16 protein-coding genes and 2 pseudogenes are annotated in these 19,052 nt (G+C 71.2%); 11 read left to right on the plus strand and 7 right to left on the minus strand.

The genetic code is table 11. The features are described 5' to 3' along the window. Nucleotides 1–376 precede the first annotated feature (376 nt). Nucleotides 377–2,905: a LuxR family transcriptional regulator gene (locus tag E4N62_RS36540; protein ID WP_230221444.1), complete on the minus strand. Its 2,529-nt coding sequence runs from the start codon at nucleotides 2,903–2,905 to the stop codon at nucleotides 377–379. Between the two features lie 9 nt (nucleotides 2,906–2,914). Then, nucleotides 2,915–3,142: a helix-turn-helix transcriptional regulator gene (locus tag E4N62_RS36545; protein WP_230221447.1), complete on the minus strand. Its 228-nt coding sequence runs from the start codon at nucleotides 3,140–3,142 to the stop codon at nucleotides 2,915–2,917. A 51-nt stretch (nucleotides 3,143–3,193) separates the two neighbouring features. Between E4N62_RS36545 and E4N62_RS36550 the strand changes: the two genes are divergently transcribed. After that, complete coding sequence (locus tag E4N62_RS36550) at nucleotides 3,194–3,721, plus strand: NAD(P)/FAD-dependent oxidoreductase (protein WP_230221449.1); 528 nt, start codon at nucleotides 3,194–3,196, stop codon at nucleotides 3,719–3,721. Between the two features lie 144 nt (nucleotides 3,722–3,865). On the opposite strand, the gene E4N62_RS36555 is transcribed toward E4N62_RS36550, so the two are convergent. The 4 genes and pseudogenes from E4N62_RS36555 to E4N62_RS36570 form a co-directional block, all read right to left on the minus strand. After that, entirely contained in the window at nucleotides 3,866–4,393 is a 528-nt protein-coding gene (locus E4N62_RS36555; RefSeq protein WP_230221451.1) for a DUF6584 family protein, read from the minus strand. 27 nt (nucleotides 4,394–4,420) lie between these two features. Continuing rightward, on the minus strand, nucleotides 4,421–4,924 hold the full coding sequence (locus E4N62_RS36560) for an MFS transporter (protein ID WP_230221453.1): 504 nt from the start codon (nucleotides 4,922–4,924) through the stop codon (nucleotides 4,421–4,423). 106 nt (nucleotides 4,925–5,030) lie between these two features. After that, a pseudogene (locus E4N62_RS36565) lies at nucleotides 5,031–5,696 on the minus strand (MFS transporter); the annotation flags it as partial. Nucleotides 5,697–5,950: 254 nt separating this feature from the next. Next, complete coding sequence (locus E4N62_RS36570) at nucleotides 5,951–6,925, minus strand: LysR family transcriptional regulator (protein WP_230221456.1); 975 nt, start codon at nucleotides 6,923–6,925, stop codon at nucleotides 5,951–5,953. A 131-nt stretch (nucleotides 6,926–7,056) separates the two neighbouring features. On the opposite strand from E4N62_RS36570, the gene E4N62_RS36575 reads away from it, so the two are divergent. From E4N62_RS36575 to E4N62_RS36615, 9 genes and pseudogenes are all read left to right on the plus strand, one after another. Further along, on the plus strand, nucleotides 7,057–8,079 hold the full coding sequence (locus E4N62_RS36575) for a fumarylacetoacetate hydrolase family protein (protein ID WP_230221458.1): 1,023 nt from the start codon (nucleotides 7,057–7,059) through the stop codon (nucleotides 8,077–8,079). After that, a complete protein-coding gene (locus tag E4N62_RS36580; protein ID WP_230221460.1) occupies nucleotides 8,076–9,047 on the plus strand; it encodes a cyclase family protein in 972 nt (323 codons plus the stop codon). Before E4N62_RS36575 ends, E4N62_RS36580 begins: the two co-directional genes overlap by 4 nt. A 23-nt stretch (nucleotides 9,048–9,070) precedes the next feature. Further along, complete coding sequence (locus E4N62_RS36585; RefSeq protein ID WP_230221463.1) at nucleotides 9,071–10,207, plus strand: FAD-dependent oxidoreductase; 1,137 nt, start codon at nucleotides 9,071–9,073, stop codon at nucleotides 10,205–10,207. Beyond that, entirely contained in the window at nucleotides 10,204–11,274 is a 1,071-nt protein-coding gene (locus E4N62_RS36590; RefSeq protein ID WP_308186113.1) for an amidohydrolase family protein, read from the plus strand. The genes E4N62_RS36585 and E4N62_RS36590 overlap by 4 nt, the downstream gene beginning before the upstream one ends. 12 nt (nucleotides 11,275–11,286) lie before the next feature. Beyond that, nucleotides 11,287–12,225, plus strand: coding sequence for a VOC family protein (locus tag E4N62_RS36595; RefSeq protein ID WP_230221465.1), 939 nt, complete (start codon nucleotides 11,287–11,289; stop codon nucleotides 12,223–12,225). A gap of 108 nt (nucleotides 12,226–12,333) precedes the next feature. Beyond that, nucleotides 12,334–13,311 carry a fumarylacetoacetate hydrolase family protein gene (locus E4N62_RS36600; RefSeq protein WP_230221467.1) on the plus strand — a complete coding sequence of 326 codons (978 nt, stop codon included), beginning with the start codon at nucleotides 12,334–12,336 and terminating at the stop codon, nucleotides 13,309–13,311. After that, nucleotides 13,308–14,060 (plus strand): SDR family NAD(P)-dependent oxidoreductase, encoded by a 753-nt coding sequence (locus E4N62_RS36605; protein ID WP_230221469.1) that lies wholly within the window; start codon nucleotides 13,308–13,310, stop codon nucleotides 14,058–14,060. The genes E4N62_RS36600 and E4N62_RS36605 overlap by 4 nt, the downstream gene beginning before the upstream one ends. Nucleotides 14,061–14,074: 14 nt before the next feature. Further along, nucleotides 14,075–14,227 (plus strand): annotated as a pseudogene (locus E4N62_RS36610) (CoA-transferase); the annotation flags it as partial. A 316-nt stretch (nucleotides 14,228–14,543) separates the two neighbouring features. Next, nucleotides 14,544–17,105 (plus strand): GH32 C-terminal domain-containing protein, encoded by a 2,562-nt coding sequence (locus tag E4N62_RS36615; protein ID WP_308186114.1) that lies wholly within the window; start codon nucleotides 14,544–14,546, stop codon nucleotides 17,103–17,105. Between the two features lie 255 nt (nucleotides 17,106–17,360). Here E4N62_RS36615 and E4N62_RS36620 read toward each other — a convergent pair whose 3' ends face one another. Continuing rightward, nucleotides 17,361–18,359, minus strand: coding sequence for a Clp protease N-terminal domain-containing protein (locus tag E4N62_RS36620; protein WP_230221471.1), 999 nt, complete (start codon nucleotides 18,357–18,359; stop codon nucleotides 17,361–17,363). Nucleotides 18,360–18,616: 257 nt separating this feature from the next. Between E4N62_RS36620 and E4N62_RS36625 the strand changes: the two genes are divergently transcribed. Next, entirely contained in the window at nucleotides 18,617–18,910 is a 294-nt protein-coding gene (locus E4N62_RS36625) for a zinc-ribbon domain-containing protein (RefSeq protein WP_220648171.1), read from the plus strand. The last annotated feature ends 142 nt before the right edge of the window (nucleotides 18,911–19,052 follow it).

The raw sequence follows: 19,052 nt of genomic DNA on the forward strand, positions 1-19,052 counted from the left end.
CCGGTATGCCGGACCGGAGCCCACGGGCTTCCGGTTTCCGTGGTCGGGCCGGTGACCGTGACGGTTCCGGCCGACAGCCACGCTCACTGGCGACGACGCACTCTCGGCGCCGACGTCCGGGCCATCGGCCGACCAGCCCGCCGCCCCCGACGGCGCGCTCCCCTCCAGGCACCGCCCACCTCGGCCCTCTCGTGGCCATCGCCGCCGGGCTCGTCGTCATGGCCCTCGCCCTGAACGGCCCGCACACCGCCGAAACAACCTCCCAGAGCCTCGCCACGGGCGACTGGACCCAGGGAGCGACCTGGGCGAGTCTCATGCTCAAGACCGGCCTCACCGCCCTCTACTTCTACCCGGTGCTCATAGCCGCCTACATCGCCTACGGCCTCGCCGACCGGCCCGGCCTGCTGCCCGGTCTTGTCGGCGGCGTGGCCGTCGTGGGTGGCGAGGCGGGCGCCCTGGGAGGTCTGGCCGCCGGATTCATCGCGGGCGCGGCCACCCTCGCCCTCCGGCGGATTCCCTCCCACGCGGCACTGCGTGAGACCACGGCGACCGTACTCGTCCCCCTTCTGGCCTCCTTGGTCACCGCTTTCCTCATGTACGCGGCCGTAGGCACAGGGCTGCGCCACCTGACGGAGTGGCTGCACGTGAAACTGGCCCAACTGCAGTTCGACAACCTCGTCGTGCTCGGTCTGCTCCTCGGCCTGCTGTCCTGCTGCGACCTCGGTGGAGCGATCAGCAAGACGGCCTTCGGTTTCGGCACGGTGATGCTGGAGGGCTCCGACCCGTCGAAGTTCGGCCCGCTCAACATGACCATCATGGCCGCCGTCGTGGCCGTGGTGCCCAGGGCGAAGGCGATGACACGCGCGGGACTGTCGTAGTCGCCGCCTCGCGCGAGGGCCTTCTCGTACTTCGCGGTTCCCAGGGCGCCCGCGACGGTTTCCTCGCACTGTTTGTGGCGCGGACCGAGGGTACTGGTGCACATGCCGGTCGCTCGATACAGCGCCCGTACCGCACCCAGCAGCACCGCCGCGCGCTCGTGCTCACCGCGGATCACCGCGCTCTGGACAGGCACCCCCAGCGCCATGACGGTTCCGGCGTAGTCGTTGAAACCCTGAAGGATCTCCAACGCGCTCCGCGTACGCGCCAGAGCCCCCTCCTCGTCGCCGTGGGCCCAGAGCGCGAAGCCCAGTGCGGACAGGGCGTATGAACGGTAGAGCTGCTCCCCGTGCCGCTCCGCGATCTCCACCGCTCGCGCGCTGGTGTCCAAGGCATCGGGATGGCCCAGCCGGACCTGGACGATGGCCTTCTGGAACAGCCAGAAGAGCTGTTCCGGTCCGTCCCCCGTCAACCGGTGCGTGGCCAGGGCCGCGTCGAACAGATCCAGGGCCCCCGCCTCCCGCCGGAAAGAGGCCAGCGTGCCGCGCAGGCCCTGGCCATCAGCCTCGACGGACGGGGCGGCAAGCCGTCCGCACAGGTCCTGGGCGAGGTCGAGCCGTTCCTCAGCTCCCGTGAAGTCGCCCTGCAACAGTGCCACCCATGCGGAACACCACAGCGCCCTGGCCCGGACCGGGGTGGGGCGGGAGTCGGCGGCGAGCAGCCGGTCGAGCTGCCGGCGCCCCTCAGCCAGGAAGCCGTCCGCGCACCAGTGGAAACGCAGCGCCACGGCCAGACGCAGGCCGGCCTGACCGTCGGAGGCGTCAGCGGCATCGGAGGCATCGGAGACGTCAGTGGCATCGGTGCTCGGGCATTCCAGTGCCGCCACCAGATTCGCGTGTTCGGCGCGCTGCCAGGCCAGGATGTCCTGCTGGTCGGGGCCGAGCCACCGGTCGGCCGATCGCTCGGCGCGGTCCAGATAGAAGTCCCGGTGTCGGCGCGACAGCCGCGGATGCTCACCGGATGCGGCGAGTCGCATGCGCCCGTACTCACGGATCGTCTCCAGCAAGCGGTAGCGGCTCGGTCCGTCGTCCTTCGTCATCAGTACGACCGACTGGGCCACCAGCCGGTCCAGCAGCATCACCACCTCGTGGGCCGGCAGTCCGTCGCCCGCGCACACCTCTTCGGCGGCGTCCAGGGTGAAGGAACCGGAGAAGATCGACAGGCGTTCCCACAGCAGGCGTTCCGAGGGGGCGCACAGTTCGTAGCTCCACTCGATCATCCCGCGGAGCGTGCGCTGGCGCGGAAGCGTGGTCCGGCAGCCGCCGGTGAGCAGCGCGAACCGGTCCTCCAGGCGGCCGAGGAGTTGCTCCACGGACAGCGTCCGCAGCCGGGAGGCGGCCAGTTCGACGGCCAGCGGCAGCCCGTCGAGGACGGAGCACAGCCGGACGGCCTCGGTCCGGCTCGCGGCGGTGAGGCAGAAGTCCGGCCGCAGCGCGGTCGCACGGTCCGTCAGCAGGTGCACGGCATCGTCCGCAACCGACAGCGGGGGGACCGTGAAGACGTGCTCGCCGGCGATGTCGAGCGTCTCGCGGCTGGTCGCCAGCAGGCGGAGGTCCGGACAGGCCGTCGCCAACGCCTTGGCCAGCTCGGCGGACGCCTCGATCAGGTGCTCGCAGTTGTCCAGCACGATCAGCGCTCGGCGCCGTGCCAGGTGGTCGGTGAGCCGGGCGAGGGCCGGGCCGGGGCCGCGGTCGGGGACCCGGAGCACTCCGGCAGCGGTGGCGGTTACCGCCGCCGGGTCCCGTACGGCGGCCAGGTCGACCAGCCACACTCCGCCCGGGAACGCCTTCCTGGACGCCTCGGCGACCGCCAGCGCCAGTCGTGTCTTGCCCACGCCTCCGACGCCGGTGAGCGTCACCACCCGTCCGGCGCTCAGCAGGCGGCGGATGTTCGCGATCTCGCGACGCCGTCCGACGAAGCTGGCCAGGGCGGCGGGCAGGTTGCCCGTATCGGGCGCCACCTCGGTCATGGCCGCTCCTCACGTCCCCACGCGACCGGTCGGTTCGTTCGCCGTCCACCAGGCCGCGATCCGGGTGGGGCAGGAGAAGCCGAGCTTGGCCAGGATGCTCTTCAGATGGCCCTCGACCGTCCGGGAGGAGCGGCCCAGGGCCGTGGAGATCTCGCGGGTGGTCATGCCCCGGGCCACACAGGCGGCGACCTCGCGCTCCTTGCTCGTCAGGGCGGCCGCGCCGTCAGAGCGGTCCAAGGCAGTTGGACTTCGATCAGGCACCAGGGTCGCGGCGGCCACCAGTGGTGGATGCTCGCCGCCACCGACCCGGACGCCCCCGCGCCGGCCGACCTCAGAGCCGTCGCCGCAATGCTCGCCACCGAATTCCCCATCCCGCTTCCCGGGCTGATCGAGGCGACCGACCCCGCGCATGTGCAGCGCTGGATACTGCGCGACCGCCCGGGGCTGAAGCAGTGGAGCAAGGGGCGGGCCACCCTGGTCGGAGACGCCGCCCACCCGACCTCGCCCTACGCCGCCTATGGCGCGGGCATGTCGATCGAGGACGGCTACTTCCTCGGCAAGGTATTGCGCGGAGTCGACCTCACCGACCTGACCGCCGTCCGCGCCGCACTGCAGGCGTACGAGAACCCGCGCAAGGTGCACACCGCCCGCCAGGTCCAGCAGGCCTGGATGCTCGGCAAGGTCTTCCACCACACCCCGGCCCTGCTACGGCCACTTCGCGACCTCGTGTTCAACCACACCCCCTTCCTGCAGATGGTCGCCGGCGACACCAACCCGAAAGAGATCAACAAGCAACTGGCCCTGATCCAGGACTGACCGAGCATGTGGTCCGGAGTCGCGACCACGCTGCGAGGCGCATCAGCACCCTCGTGCCGCACCGCGGTGATCAACCCGTTCACGGCAGTTCCGGACGGTCCGCCGAACCTTGCCCGGCGCCCCTCACCGGCCCGGTGACGTGAGTCAGTCGAAGAGAGCGACGACTCCGTTCACCCAGATCGCGAGGAACGCCAGGGCCCCCACCAGGCAGCCGACGCCCGCCAGGACACCGCTGACCGACCACGGCTCGGAGGGCGCCTCGTACTCCTCCTCCACGCCGTCCCGGTAGGAGGCGGGGTCGTCCCAGTCGACGGGGTGCCCCAGCTTCTCGGCGCAGGCGGTCCGCACCGCGACCAGCTGACCCTCCGCAAAGGCGGTGGCCGCCATCGCCTCCGGGCCGCGCCAGGCGAGGGCCTTCATCCGCCGACCGGGAGACCGGTACCGGGCCTCGAAGGCAGCGGTCTCGTCGGCGTCGCGGTCTTCCTCAAGGTACGTCCAGCGTCCGGCCTCGGCGGCGTCGCCGTAGAGCCGGTACACCTCGGCCAGACGCCGGCGGAGCGTCAGGTCGTACGGGAAGGACGAGACGAGACCGCGCAGACGCTGGCGTGCGACGGGGACCCGGCCGGCGGCCAGGTCCGCATCGACTTGGGCAAGGGTCTCTCTCAGGGGCATGACCGCATGATCGGGTACCGCGCCGACCTACGTCGACCGGATCGGTGCCGGGGTGGCCGTCCGGCGGCGTCGGGCGGCGAGGCCGAGTGTGGCGGTGGCGACGGCTCCGGCGAGGGCGAGTACGCCCACGGCGTTCGCCAGGGTGCCGACGGCGGGGGTGAGCGCGAGGACCACGAGCGGGGATATGAACTGGCCGAGGAAGAAGGAGCCCGTCCACAGGCCGGTGCCGCGGCCGCGGTCGGCGTAATGGAGCTTGGACATGGCGAGGGTGAGCAGGCTCGGCAGCATGATGCCGCTGCCGAGGCAGTTGATCACCGCGCCGATGGTCAGCACGACGGGGTTGGGGGCGAGCCAGATCACCGCGAAGCCGAGGGCGCTCAGGCCGAAGGCGGTGGGCAGCCAGGCCTGCGGGCTGCGGTCGGCCTTGGCGAAGACGACGGCGCCGATCACGACCGCGGCACTGGAGGCGGCTGTGGCCAGTCCGATCACAGCGGGGTTGGTCACGCCCATGTCGTCCAGGAGGAACGCCATCTCGACCTGGACGGCGTAGAAGAGGACGGCGCCGAAGACGGTCAGCGCGCAGGTGCCCGCCAGCGGGCGCCAGGGAAGGGCCGCTTGGCCATCGGTTCCGAGGCGGTGGGGAGGGCTCGTCCGCGTGGTCGGCCGGTCGGGGCCGGGGCAGGAAGGCGGCCATGGCGGGGGCGAGCAGCAGGCTCACGGCGTAGGCCCAGAACGGTGCGCGCCAGCCGGCCGATCCGGCCGCGCCGCCCAGGACGAAGAAGGCTGTCGCGGAGATCGAGGCGCACATGGTCTGCATCGCGAGATAGCGGTCGCGTTGCCGGCCGGAGTAGTAGTCGCCGATCAGCGTGGTGCAGCAGGTCATGATGGCGGCTTCGGCGACGCCGACGAGGGCGCGGCTGGCGACGATGGCGCCGAGGGAGTCCAGCCACAGGGGTGCGGTGCCGAGGATCGCGTACAGCACGGTGGCGGTGACGAGGAGGCGTTTGCGGCCGAGCCGGTCGACGACGACGCCGGCGAAGGGGGCCAGCAGCGCCAGGGAGAGGGCGGGGATGGTCAGGGCCATGGGGACGAGCGCGTCGACGCCCGGCACGTGGGCGAAGTGGTCCTGCATCTGTGGCAGGACGGGGGCGATGAGCACGGCGCCCAGGATGGGCAGACAGGCGCCGGCCATCAGCAGCGTGAGGCGAAGCCGGTGGCCGGGGCCGGAGACGGTCTGCTCGGGTCGGTCCTCTGCGACGGCTTCGGACGGCGGAGAAGGGAGCGAAGGCACGGGTGCAGGCATGCGGGAACTCCACGTGGCGGGTCGGGAGGGGGACGGGGCGGTGCGGCCGTCATGGTCGGGCCGTCCGGTACACCCGCGGCAGGTTCGGAGCGGGGTGCCGATGGCCGGCGGGCGTCGCGGCGGGCAGGCGCGCCGGGCGCCCGCGCGGTCCCGGTCGGCGGGTGATGGTGCGGCTCCGGCGCCGGGTTGAGACGACTATGGGCCAGCGGGCAGGTCCTGCCTAGCCCTCGTCCGATCGATATCGAAGATGTGGATCATCCGGGCTTTGGATGCCAGGCACGGGCCCGCTGTCTCGGTGCGACCGTGGCGATACGGCCGGGCTCGGAAGCGGCCAGCTCCGCTCCCACGCGGGCCGCGGTCTCGCGCAGCCAGATGTGGGCCGCGTCGTGGGTGTGCACCGGGTGCCACCACAGTGCCTCCTGGAGAGGGACCGCCCCGTAGGGCGGTTCCATGAGGCGTACGGCGGCCACGCCGCGCAGCAGTTCGGCCAGGCGCTGCTGGACCAGGGCGATCCGGCGGGTGCCGGCGACCAGGAAGGGCAGCGCCTGGAAGCTGTCGACGGAGATCTCCACGCGGGGGTCGACGCCGAGCATGCTGAGCTGCCGGGCGGCCGGGGCGTCGTAGGCGCGCTGGTAGATGACCCAGGGCAGCCGGGCCAGGTCGTCCATGGTCAGCTGGTCGCCGACCTCGTCGTTCGTCTCGGCCACCAGGAAGGCCCAGCGGTCGGTGAACAGGTCGACGGCGGGGAAACCGCCGATGATGCCGCGCGGCATCAGCAGCCCGTCGGCCGTGCTGAGCAGCGGTGCGGTGTCCTCCGTGACGTCGATGGGCGTCCGCTGGAAGCGCAGCCGCACCCCCGGGGCCTCGGCGTGCACGGTCCGGGCGAGCTCGGCGCCGAAGACGGCGAGGGCGTAGTCGGAGGTGAGCAGGGTGAACTCGTGCTCCTCGCTGCCCGGGGCGAAGTCGGCCCTGCTGCTGAAGACCCGTTCCAGCAGGTCGCAGGCGGTAGAGGTGCGGTCCAGCAGAGCGCGGCCGAGGGCGGTCAGTTCGTACTGCTTGCCGACGCGCGCGAGCAGGTCGTCGTCGAAGTGGCGGCGCAGGCGGGCCAGGGCCGCGCTCATCGCCGGCTGACTGAGCCCGACGCGCTGCCCGGCACGGGTGACGTTGCGCTCCTCCAGCAGGGCCCGCAAGGACAGGACGAGATTGAGATCGAGGCCGGAGAGGGACACGACGCCTCCAGAGCGCGGGCTGCTTGCGGCGGCGCCATTTACACCGCGGATGATCAACATCTAAAGAATCTATTTCCCAGATTACGCGGTGGGGGTCACATTGGTCCTACCGCAATCTGGAGGACATTCCCGTGAAACCCGCAGCCGCTTCCGCGTCCTTCTCCGGACCCTTCGCCCTTGGCGTCCTCTCCGCCCCTGACCAGGCACCTTTCCCTGGTCTCGTGGTCCCCGGTGGGCGCGTGCTGGATCTTCGCGCGGCCCTCGGAGAACCGGCCCTGACGACCCGGGGGATCTTCGAGCGCTGGGACGAGATGTTCCCTCGCCTGCACGAACTCGCGGCCGACGCGACGGCCGACGAAACAGCCCACGAGACGGCCGACTGGCAACCGTTGGAGCATCTGCGGGCGCACGCCCCGGTCGAACCCCGCCAGGTCTTCCAGTCCGGCGCCAACTACCGGCAGCACGTGATCGACCTGGAGGTCGCCCACCGCTCCCCCGACGACCCCCGCACCGTGGAGGAGGCGCGCGCCGAGATCGCCGCGGTCATGGACCGGCGGGCGGCCGAGGACCTGCCGTACGTGTTCATCGGCCTGCCGAGCGCGATCACCGGCCCCTTCGACGACGTCGTACTCCCGGACTGGGCCGAACAGCCGGACTGGGAGCTGGAGTTGGTGGCCGTCATGGCCAGGCCCGCCTACCGGGTGTCTGTCGAGGAGGCCCTGGAGTACGTGGCCGGCTACACCATCGCCAACGACCTCACCGACCGGGCGACCGTCTTCCGCCGGGACATGAAGGCCATCGGCACCGACTGGCTGCGCTGCAAGAACGCCCCCGGTTTCACCCCGCTCGGCCCGTGGATCGTACCCGCCGGGTCGATCGCCGACCCGGGTGACCTGCGCGTCACGCTGAAGCTCAACGGCGAGACCATGCAGGACGAGTCCACCAAGGACATGCTCTTCGGCATCGCCCGGCTGGTGTCGTACATCTCCCGGACCTCCCGGCTTCTGCCCGGCGACCTGGTGCTCACCGGCAGCCCGGCCGGCAACGGCATGCACTGGGGACGGCTGCTGCAGGGCGGCGACGTCATGGAGGGCTCCATCACGGGTCTGGGCGCGCAGCGCACCCGCTGCGTCGCCGAGGGGACCGCGTCGTGACGGCCCCGCTCGACCCCACGGACGCCGAGGGCGCGATCGCCGAGGCCGCCAAGCGGTGTTCCAACTGGGGGCGTTGGGGCGAGGACGACGTCCTCGGCACGCTGAACTTCCTCGACGAGGCCAAGCGCCGCGAGGGTGCGGCACTGGTCCGCCGGGGCGTGAGTTTCTCGCTGTCGCAGCGGTTCGACATGAACGGGCCGCAGAAGGGCTGGCGCCGCCGCACCAACCCCGTCCACACCATGCTGGACACGGGCACGGACGCGGCCCTCGGCAACCAGGGCTTCCCGCACGGCATCGGCGGCGCGGACGACGTGATCGCGATGCCGTTGCAGTGCTCGACCCAGTGGGACGGGCTCGGGCACATCTTCGACCACGGCAAGGCGTGGAACGGGCGGGCGGCCGAGAAGGTCGTCACCTCCGACGGCGATCTGGTCACCGGCATCGAGCACATGGCCCCGTACGTCGCCGGGCGCGCGGTCCTCCTCGACGTCGGCCGGGTGATCGGCGACGAACGCGGAGAACTGCCGGACGGTTTCGCGATCACCGAGGAACACCTGACCGCGACGGCCGAGGCGCACGGCGTGGCCGTCGGCCGCGGGGACATCGTCGTCGTCCGGACCGGGCGGCTGACGCGCGCCCGCCGGGAGGGCTGGGGCGACTACGCGGGCGGAGACTCTCCCGGTCTGTCCTTCACCACCGCCGGCTGGCTGCACACGAGCGAGATCGCCGCGATCGCCACCGACACATGGGGCTTCGAGGTCCGGCCGAACGAGTTCGACGGCGCCTTCCAGCCCCTGCACCAGGTCGTCATCCCCAACGTGGGCCTGCTGATCGGCGAGATGTGGGACCCCGACGCTCTCGCGGACGACTGCGCCCGCGACGGCGTGTACGAGTTCTGGCTCACCGCCGCGCCCCTGCCCATCACCGGAGCCGTCGGCTCCCCCGTCAATCCGATTGCCGTCAAGTAAGCGCCGGAACAAGGGAGTTCCCCATGACCACACCCCGCACGGTCCTCGTCATAGGCGGTGGCGCCTCCGGCAACGCCATCACCATCCTGCTGCGCCGGGCCGGCATCGACGTCGACGTCGACCTGATCGAGGCCAGACCCGACTGGAACGCCACCACCGGCTCCGGCATCACCCTCCAGGGCAACGCCCTGCGTGTCCTGCGCGAGCTGGGCGTGTGGGAGCAGGTGGAAGCATCGGGGTTCGCCTACGGCTCGCTGGGGGTGACCGCCCCTGACGGCACCCTGCTCTTCGTCAAGGAGGACATCAAGTGCGGCGGTGACGACCTGCCCGCCACCCTAGGCATGCGGCGGCCGCAACTTCAGCAGATTCTCATCGACGCCGTCCGCGCGACAGGTGCCACCGTACGCCTGGGCACCACCGCCGAGACCCTGGAGCAGGACGCCGACGGTGTCTCCGTCCGGTTCAGCGACGGCACCGAGGGCCGCTACGACCTGGTGATCGCCGCCGACGGCGTGAACTCCGCGACCCGCGCCGCGATCGGCATCAGCGACCGTCCCGAGCCCGTCGGCATGGCCATCTGGCGCGCCCCCGCCCCGCGCCCCGAGAGCGTCACCCGCTCGGACCTCACCTTCGGTGGCCCCGCCTACATCGCGGGCTACACCCCCACCGGCGAGAACACCCTCTACGCCTACGTCGTGGAGGCCAACCGGGACCGCAACTCCATCGACCCGGCCACCTACGCGGACGAGATGCGCCGACTGGCCGAGCAGTACGGCGGTGCCTGGCCCGAGATCACCAAGCACATCACGGACCCGGCGAAGGTCAACTACACGTGGTTCGACCGGCATCTGGTCGAGGGCTCCTGGCACCGCGGCCGGGTCGTCCTTGTCGGTGACGCCGCTCACTGCTGCCCGCCCACCTTCGCCCAGGGCGCGGCGATGTCCTTGGAGGACGCCTCCGTCCTGACGGAACTGCTCACGAGCGGGCGCGCATGGGACGACGCCCTCTTCCAGGCGTACTACGACCGACGCGTCCCGCGCGTCCGGACCGTCGTCGAGGCGTCCGTCCAGCTCTGCCAGTGGCAGCTGGACCAGGTGCACGACGCGGATGTGCCCGGACTGATCGGCCGCACCATGACCGCCCTCAAGGAACTGCCGTGACGGCCCACCCTCCCCAGCCACCGCCGGGAGCCCGGCGCGGCCCCCCGCCCTCGTCGAGCAAGGACGCGCGCACTCCTCCGACCGTCGACGTCCACGCGCACGTCCTGATCCCCGAGGTCGAGGCCCTGGTGGCCGGCCTGCCGGGCCTGGCGGAGGCCAGGGCCCTCGACGCCCGCCGCAACGGGCCCGCGGCCCTGACCGTCAGCGGCCCCATGGTCGCCGAGCGCATCCCGAGGCTGACGGACGTCGCCGTACGACTGGCCGCGATGGACGCGCAGGGTGTGGACGTCCAGCTGGTCAGCCCGTCGCCCTCGCACTACCACTACTGGGCGGACGAGGAGACGGCGGAGAAGGTGTACCGCCTCGCCGCCGAGGCGACGGCCGCCCACTGCGCGCAGGCGCCCGGCCGGCTGCACGGTCTGGGCCTCGTCCCCCTGCAACACCCGGAATCGGCGGTGCGCGCGCTCGAACTCGCCATGGGGATGGGCCTGTCGGGCGTCGAGATCTCCTCGCACGCGCCGGGCCGGGAGCTGTCCGACCCCGCGTACGAACCCTTCTGGACCCGCGCCGAGGAGACGGGCGCGATCCTCTTCCTGCACCCCTTCGGCTGCACGCTCGACGAGCGCCTGGACCAGTGGTACCTGTCCAACACGGTCGGCCAGCCCACCGAGAACGCCGTCGCCCTCTCGCACCTGGTCTTCTCCGGGGTGCTGGACCGGCACCCGGAGCTGAAGGTCGTCGCCGCGCACGGAGGCGGCTATCTGCCCACCCACATCGGTCGCTCCGACCACGCCTGGTCGGCCCGCTCCGACGCGGGCGCGGGCTGCGCCCACCTGCCCAGCAGCTACCTCAAGCGCCTGTACTTCGACTCCCTCGTCCATGACCCGTACGTGCTGCGGGAGTTGATCCGGGCCGCCGGTTCGGACCGGGTGCTGCTCGGCTCCGACTTCCCCTTCGACATGGGCACCGAGGACCCCGTCGGCGCACTGCGCGCCGCACGCCTGCCCGACGACGACTTCCACGCCGTGCGCGGCGGCAACGCCGCCGCTCTGCTCAACCTCGTGTGAGGAGCTCCCCCCATGAACAACCGCCTGCTCACCCACCTCCGCCACGTCGACCTCGCCGTGCCCGACTACGACAAGCAGCTCGACTTCTACGCCGGCGTCTGGGGCCTGACCAAGGTCGCCGAGGACTCCGGTATCTCCTTCCTCGCCGCCGAGGGCAGCCCCGAACAGTACGTGGTGCGGCTGCGCAAGGCCGAGGAGAAGCGCCTCGACCTCGTCTCCTACGGCGCCGCGAGCGCGGCGGACGTGGACACCCTCGCCGAGCAACTCCTCGCGGGAGGAGTGCAGTTGATCTCCCAGCCGGGCGAGATCGACACACCCGGAGGCGGCTACGGCTTCCGCTTCTTCGACGTCGACGGCCGCACCATCGAGGTGTCCGCCGAGGTGGACGTACGGCAGCACCGCAAGATCGAGGAGAAGGAGTCGATCCCGGTCAAGCTGTCGCATGTCGTGCTGAACTCGCCGGACCTGGACAGGACCCGTGAGTGGTACGAGACCCACCTCGGCTTCCGCCACTCCGACACGCTCAGCTCGCCGCACGTCGGTGACGTCATGCACTTCATGCGGATCTCCAACCAGCACCACTCCATGGCCATCGCCAAGGGCCCGCACACCTCCCTGCACCACGTCTCCTTCGAGATGCGCGGCCTGGACGAGTACATGCGCGGCTCCGGCCGCGTGATCCGCGCCGGCTTCAAGAAGGTCTGGGGGCCGGGCCGGCACCTGGCGGGCGACAACACGTTCACGTACTTCCTCGACCCGCACGGCAACACCGTCGAGTACACGACGGAACTGGAGCTGCTGGACGAGGACACCTGGCACCCCCACGTCTACGACTTCTCGCAGCCCGAGGTCACCGACCAGTGGGGCACGGCGAACCCGATGAACGAGCTGATCGCCAAGGAGTCGTTCAACGACGTCGACCGCGGCGTGTTCGTCGCCCCGCCGGTCTGATCCCCCCTCGAACCCCCGGGGACGCGGTGGCCCTGTCACCGCCCTGACCCCCTTGCCGCGTCCCCGGTTCACACCGCTGTCGAAGACCGCCGGAGCCTGGAGCCGTGCATGCGTTTCGCCACCTATGAACACCGACACCAGCGCCGCGTCGCCGTCGTCGAGGAGGACGGCACCCTCCACCCCGTTCCCGGGGCACGCTCGCTCACGGAGCTGATCAGCCGCGGCGACGGACTCGACGCGCTCCTGCGCGCCGGCGCCGCCACGCTCGACGTCCCGCCGGGCCCCCACGTGTCCGAGGTACGACTGCTGCCGCCGCTTCAGCCGCCCACCGTGCGGGACTTCGTCACCTTCGAGGAACACGTCGAAGGGGTACGGCGATCCATCGACGGGGACGGCGTCGGCGGGGTGCCCGAAGCCTGGTACGACGCCCCGACGTTCTACTTCACCAACCCGTACGCCGTCATCGGCGCCCACGACGACGTCCCGGTGCCGCCGGGCAGCGAAGCCCTCGACTTCGAGCTGGAGGTCGCCGCGGTCATCGGCAGGGAGGGGCGTGACCTGACTCCCGACCGGGCACGGGACCACATCATCGGCTACACGGTCTTCAACGACTGGTCGGCCCGCGATCTGCAGTCCCGCGAGATGCGGGTCAGCCTCGGCCCGTGCAAGGGCAAGGACACGGCCGCCACCCTCGGCCCGTACCTGGTCACCGCCGACGAGCTGGAGCCCTACCGCGACGCCGACGGCTTTCTGCGCCTGGCGCTGACCGCCTCGGTGAACGGCGAGGTCGTCGGCAAGGACCTGCTGTCCAACATGAGCTGGACCTTCGAGGAGATGGTCGCCTACGCCTCGCGGGGCACCGTCGTCCGCCCCGGCGACGTGCTCGGCTCCGGCACCTGCGGCAACGGCGGCTGCCTCGCCGAGCTGTGGGGCGTCCGGGGCGAGCAGTCCCCGCCCCCGCTGAAGCCGGGAGACACCGTCACCCTCACCGTGGAGGGCATCGGCAGCGTCTCCAACACCGTGGTCGCGGGCGGGAGTCCGGTGCCGCTGCCGACCGCCCGCCGCCGCACCCGGGAGCGGCCGTGAACGACTCGCACCCCAGGAGACTCCTCGGCAAGGTCGTCGTCGTCACCGGCGCCGCCCGCGGCCAGGGCGCCGCCGAGGCCGAGGCCCTGACCCGCGAGGGCGCCCGCGTCATCGCCACCGACGTGACCGAGGCCCCCGGCTGCCGCCGCCTCGACGTCACCGACCAGGAGCACTGGGCGGAGCTGGCCGCCGAACTGCGGGAGTCGTACGGCCAGGTGCACGGCCTGGTCAACAACGCGGGCATCACCTGGCGCGCCCGCCTCGGCGATGTGACCCCCGACGACTTCGCCCGGGTCCACGCCGTCAACGTCACCGGCCCGCTCCTCGCCATCCAGCACCTGACGCCGCTGATGCCGCCCGGCTCGTCCATCGTCAACGTCGGCTCCACGGCCGCGCTCACCGGCCACTACCCGGTCGCCTACGCGACCAGCAAATGGGCGCTGCGCGGCCTGTCGAAGACCGCGGCCACGGAGCTCGGCCCGCGCGGCATCCGGGTCAACACGATCCACCCCGGCTTCATCGAGACCGAGATGACCGCCTCCGCCGCGCCCGCCTTCCGCGAGGCGAACATCCGTGAAACCCCTCTCGGCCGCACCGGCACGGTGGACGAGATCGCCCCGCTCGTGGTCTTCCTCCTGTCCGACGAGTCCTCGTTCATCACCGGCGCCGAGATCCCGGTCGACGGCGGACTCACCGCGCACGGCGGCGTCAAATCCATCTCGGAAGCCGTACGCATCCAGCAGGAGTAGAAAGGCCCTCTCTCATGGACAAGGTCTGTTCGAGCGCCGCGGAGGCGGTCGCCGACCTCCCCGACGGCGCGTCACTCGCCGTCGGCGGGTTCGGCCTCAGTGGCATCCCCGAAGTGCTCGTCCAGGCCCTCCACACGCAGGGCGCCACCGGCCTGGATTCTGCATCCGGCCCCCGATTGACCGCTCCGACCTGCGCGGATTCCTCCTGAACCGCGCCACGACCGGCCCGTCGACACGGCCACCCGACAGCCACCGTCCCTTCACGGACCGTAGGCCGATCTCGGAGCAATCGCGTCCGAACCGTTGACGCGCCGACCGGATCGCGCCTCATAATCGGGCACCTCGATGTCATCGCTGACATAAGTCAACGATGACATCTTGTCGGCTGCGTGGACGTCGCCGCCGGCCAGTTGTCACTTTCGATCCGCCCGCGCCAGGGCCGTGCACACCGGCGCGCGGACGGCCGCGGGACAAGGAGTCACCATGAGCTCTGCACGCGTATCCCGGCACGCCCGCATGCGCCTGATGGCGGCGTTGGCGACCGTCTGCGCCCTGTCGGCGGCCCCACTCGCTCCCCAGGCCGTCGCCGCCGACCCGCCGCCGTACACCGAGCCCCACAGACCCCAGTTCCACTTCACCCCGGAGAAGAACTGGATGAACGACCCCAACGGGTTGGTCTACTACAAGGGCGAGTACCACCTCTTCTACCAGTACAACCCGAACGGCAACTCCTGGGGCGACATGTCCTGGGGGCACGCGGTGAGCCGGGACCTCGTGCACTGGAAGGAGCTGCCGCTCGCCCTGTCGCACGACGACGAGGAGATGGTCTTCTCCGGCAGCGCGGTCGTCGACCGGGACAACACCACCGGCTTCGGCACCAAGAAGAACCCGCCCATGGTCGCGATCTACACCAGCGCCTACAAGAACGGCGGCAAGCAGGCCCAGTCCCTCGCCTACAGCACCGACCGCGGCCGCACCTGGACCAAGTACCAGGGCAATCCCGTCATCGACATCGGTTCCAGGAACTTCCGCGACCCGAAGGTCCAGTGGTACGCGCCGACCAAGAGCTGGCTCATGACGGTCTCGCTGTCCGAAGAGCACAAGGTGCAGTTCTACTCGTCGAAGAACCTCAAGGACTGGAGCCTGCTCAGCGAGTTCGGGCCGACCGGCGCGGCGGGCGGCGTGTGGGAGTGCCCCGACCTGTTCCCCCTCGCGGTGGACGGCGACCCGAACAACATCAAGTGGGTCCTGGTCGTGAACCTCAACCCCGGCGGCATCGCGGGCGGTTCGGGCTCGCAGTACTTCATCGGCGACTTCGACGGCGAGAAGTTCACCGCCGAGGACAAGGGCACCTACACCCCGCCCACGGGCACGGTGGTGCAGGACTTCGAGGGCACCGACTTCGGTGCGTGGACCACCACCGGCAACGCGTTCGGCCAGGCGCCGGCAGCCGGGGCGGTGAACGGGCAGCAGCCGGTCACCGGCTTCGACGGCACGGGCCTCGCCAACAGTTTCCACGGCGGAGACGGCGCCACCGGCACCCTCACCTCGCCCTCCTTCACCGTCGACAGCCCCTACCTGAACTTCAAGATCGGTGGAGGCCGGCATCCGCACAAGGACGGAACGGTCCTGGAGCAGACACCGCCCGACGGCACGGTCCTCGCCGACTTCGAGGGCGGCACCTACGGCGACTGGACGGCGACCGGGGACGCCTTCGGCACCGCACCGGCCGTCGGCACCCTCCCCGGGCAGCACCAGGTCTCCGGCTTCCTGGGCGGCGGGCTGGTCAACACGTTCCTGAACGGGGACTCCACCACCGGCACCCTCACCTCGCCCGAGTTCACCCTCGACAAGATGTACGTCAACTTCCTCATCGGCGGCGGCAACCACCCGGCCGGCTCGGCCAACCCCACCGCCGTCGAGCTCCTCGTGGACGGCCAGGTCGTCCGCAGCGCCACCGGAAAGGACGCCGAAGCACTCAACTGGGCCTCCTGGGACGTCGGCGACCTCGCAGGCAAGAAGGCGCGGATCAGGATCGTCGACGACAACACCGGCGGCTGGGGCCACCTCAACGTCGACCACATCGTGCTCTCCGACTCCGTGGCGCCGCGCGTCTCCGCCGAGACGTCCGTCAACCTGATCGTCGACGGCGAGGTCGTCCGCAGCGCCTCCGGCGCCGACAGCGAGACCCTCGACTGGGCCTCCTTCGACCTGCGTCCCTATGCCGGCAAGCAGGCACGCATCCAGGTCGTCGACATGAACACCGGCGGCTGGGGCCACATCCTGGCCGACCGGTTCACCGCCGCGGACCAGCCGGCCAAGTCGATTCTGCAGCGGGCCGACTGGACCGACCACGGCCAGGACTACTACGCGGCCGTGTCCTGGGAGGACGCGCCGGGCGGCAAGCGCTACATGATCGGCTGGATGGACAACTGGGACTACGCCGGCTCCGTCCCCACCACCCCCTGGCGCGGCGCACAGAGCATCCCCCGGGAGATGGCCCTGCGCACGATCGACGGCAGGATCCGACTGACCAGCAAGCCGGTGGGCACCCTGGAGTCCCTGCGGGACAGGCGCCTGGTGGCGGCGTCCGGTGTCACCGTCAAGAACACCTCCAGGCCCCTGCTCGGTCGCACGGCCGACGGCCAGGCACTCGACATCGAGGCGACCTTCTCCCTCAAGGACGCCGACCGCTTCGGTCTGAAGGTCCGCACGGGCGCGAGCGGCGAGGAAACCGTCATCGGGTACGACGCCACGACCCAGGAGCTGTACGTCGACCGCTCCCGATCCGGCGCCGTCGACTTCCACGACCTGTTCTCCACGGGCGTGCGGACCGCGCCCCTGAAGCCCAAGAACGGCAAGGTCAAGCTGCGCGTCCTGGTCGACCGGTCCTCCGTCGAGGTCTTCGGCGGCAGCGGCGAGGCCGTGATCACCGACCAGATCCTCCCCGACCCGTCCAGCACGGGCGTCGAGTTCTTCGCCGAGGGCGGCGCCGCCACCCTCGACCAGGTGCGGGCGTGGCGGCTGAGGTCCATCTGGAGGTGACGGGCGCGAGTTCACCGCAACGACCGCCGGGCGAACCGATCAGACGGGGATCCAGTCGGCCACTGGGGCGGGAACGAAGCACCAGGCCGGTCAGGTGAGGGGAGGGCCGGTCAAGGCGGTGATCAGTTGGTGGGCTCGGGTTCCTTCGAGCAGGAGGGACTCGGTCAGGGGCCGGTGCCCGGGTCCGGGGCCGGTGCGGAGCCGTCCCTGGAGGTGGTCGGGGCCGGTGCGGTCGCGGTGGGGGCGTGGTCGGCGTCAGGTAGTGGCCGAGGGGGTGGGGGTCCGGGAGCAGGGGACGCTGTTGTCGGTGAGAGCCCTGTGGACCGTCGTGTAGTCCAGGCCCAGCCGGGTCAGGCGGTCGCCGCCCGTGTAGCGAAGGTCGGGCGTGGGGGCGTGCTCGCCCGCGAGGTGCGGGTGGCGGAGGGCGACCTCGTGTGTGGCCAGGATCGCCAGGAGGACGTGTTCCGTGCCGACCGTGTCGGCGCCCAGCCGGTGTGCTTGCTCGTAGGTCTCCAGGCCGACCCAACGGGCGGGGCACGACGCCCAGTTGATCCCGGAGCGCTTGACCAGCCACCGCTTCCAGAAGGGCAGACGGCGGTAGTGGTCACGGCCGAGGAGCCGGTCGCGGGTGGCGTGCAGGAGGGGGGTCAGGGTGTCCGTCGCCTCGACGGCCGTGCCGTCGAGGCGGGCCCGTACGGCCTGTGAAGTGATACCGCAGGCGCCCAGCAGCTCCACCGCGCGATTCTCCTCGGCCAGCAGGGCCCGCAGCAGATGCGACGCGCCGAACTTCGCCGCGCCCTCCCGCTCGGCGTGGGCCATCGCCGCCGTCAGGGCCCTGGCCGCGGCGCCCGTGAGCCGATCGCTCCGGTTGCTGCTCTCGCCCAGCACCTCCCGCGCGCCGACGGTCGCCTCCGCGTCGTCGGAGGTCAGCCACCCGGCGTTCCGGTCCGTCCGCACGGCATCCCGATCCATTCGCTGCCGTAACACCGCCAGCAGGGCCGTCTTCGTCGCCCCCTCGCTCGCGAGTGCCTCGCGCGCGGCTCCCTTGGACGTGGTGATGCCGGCGAGCAGGTGCTCGGTGCCGAGAGGGTCCCTGGCGCCCGCCTGGGCACCTCGGGCCGCCCCCAGGATGCCCACGGTGTTCCAGTCGGGCTCCCTCATCGCCGCCGCCGTGCCGCCGGTCGCTTCCGTGTCTCCGGCCGCTCCCGTGCCGCCGGTCGCTTCCATCCCGCCGTCCCTCTTCTCTCTGGTCATGGGGCCAGCCTCGCCGAGCGGGGGTGCCGGCCGCATCGACCGCGAGAGGGACCTCGGCGGGCCTCGGCATGCCTCTCTGGTTGCATGCGACGCGGCCGGAGGTGGACCTCTGGCGGCTGGGGCGACCCGGCCTGCACCCCGCAGTCATAATCCAGCCACCCCCTTTCCAAAAGTGGGGGACGGGCACACTGGAAGGCAGTGCGTACAGTGCGTGCAGCACGCGCGGTGCGTCGTTGGGCACCCCCGGGAAGGATCAGATGTTCATCATCTTCGGCACCAAGGGATACCTGTACCAGCTCGCGATACTGACGCTGGTGTGCGGACAGTGCGGCAACCCCGCCGCGCACACGCTCAGGAAGCGGGTCACGAAGTTCACGCTGTTCTTCGTGCCGCTCATCCCGATCTCGACGAAGTACCAGACGCAGTGCACGTTCTGCGGCGCCGAGCAGAAGGTCAGCGCCGAGCAGGCAGAGCGGCTCCAGGAGCAGAGCGCCGGCGCACACGGCGGCCAGTCGTACGGCCAGCCGCAGCAGCAGCCGTACCAGTCCTGAGAACGGGCGGGAGGGCATCGACCCGTAGGAACCCGTAGGAACCCGGCGTGTACGGCAGCGCCGTGCCTTCCGGTGGCCCGCCCTTCCCGCCCTCGGCGCGGGATACTGGCCCCATGCGGTTGCGAGGCCGGGGCTGTGTCGT

The organism is Streptomyces sp. MNU76 (assembly GCF_020982545.1).
Taxonomy (GTDB): Bacteria; Actinomycetota; Actinomycetes; order Streptomycetales; family Streptomycetaceae; genus Streptomyces.

Coding starts and splice junctions, on each gene's coding strand:
- E4N62_RS36540 (WP_230221444.1), bottom strand. CDS start 2,905: ATGACCGAGGTGGCGCCCGATACGGGCAACCTGCCCGCCGCCCTGGCC.
- E4N62_RS36555 (WP_230221451.1), bottom strand. CDS start 4,393: ATGCCCCTGAGAGAGACCCTTGCCCAAGTCGATGCGGACCTGGCCGCC.
- E4N62_RS36550 (WP_230221449.1), top strand. CDS start 3,194: ATGCTCGCCGCCACCGACCCGGACGCCCCCGCGCCGGCCGACCTCAGA.
- E4N62_RS36585 (WP_230221463.1), top strand. CDS start 9,071: ATGACCACACCCCGCACGGTCCTCGTCATAGGCGGTGGCGCCTCCGGC.
- E4N62_RS36615 (WP_308186114.1), top strand. CDS start 14,544: ATGAGCTCTGCACGCGTATCCCGGCACGCCCGCATGCGCCTGATGGCG.
- E4N62_RS36595 (WP_230221465.1), top strand. CDS start 11,287: ATGAACAACCGCCTGCTCACCCACCTCCGCCACGTCGACCTCGCCGTG.
- E4N62_RS36600 (WP_230221467.1), top strand. CDS start 12,334: ATGCGTTTCGCCACCTATGAACACCGACACCAGCGCCGCGTCGCCGTC.
- E4N62_RS36625 (WP_220648171.1), top strand. CDS start 18,617: ATGTTCATCATCTTCGGCACCAAGGGATACCTGTACCAGCTCGCGATA.
- E4N62_RS36620 (WP_230221471.1), bottom strand. CDS start 18,359: ATGACCAGAGAGAAGAGGGACGGCGGGATGGAAGCGACCGGCGGCACG.
- E4N62_RS36560 (WP_230221453.1), bottom strand. CDS start 4,924: ATGGCGTTCCTCCTGGACGACATGGGCGTGACCAACCCCGCTGTGATC.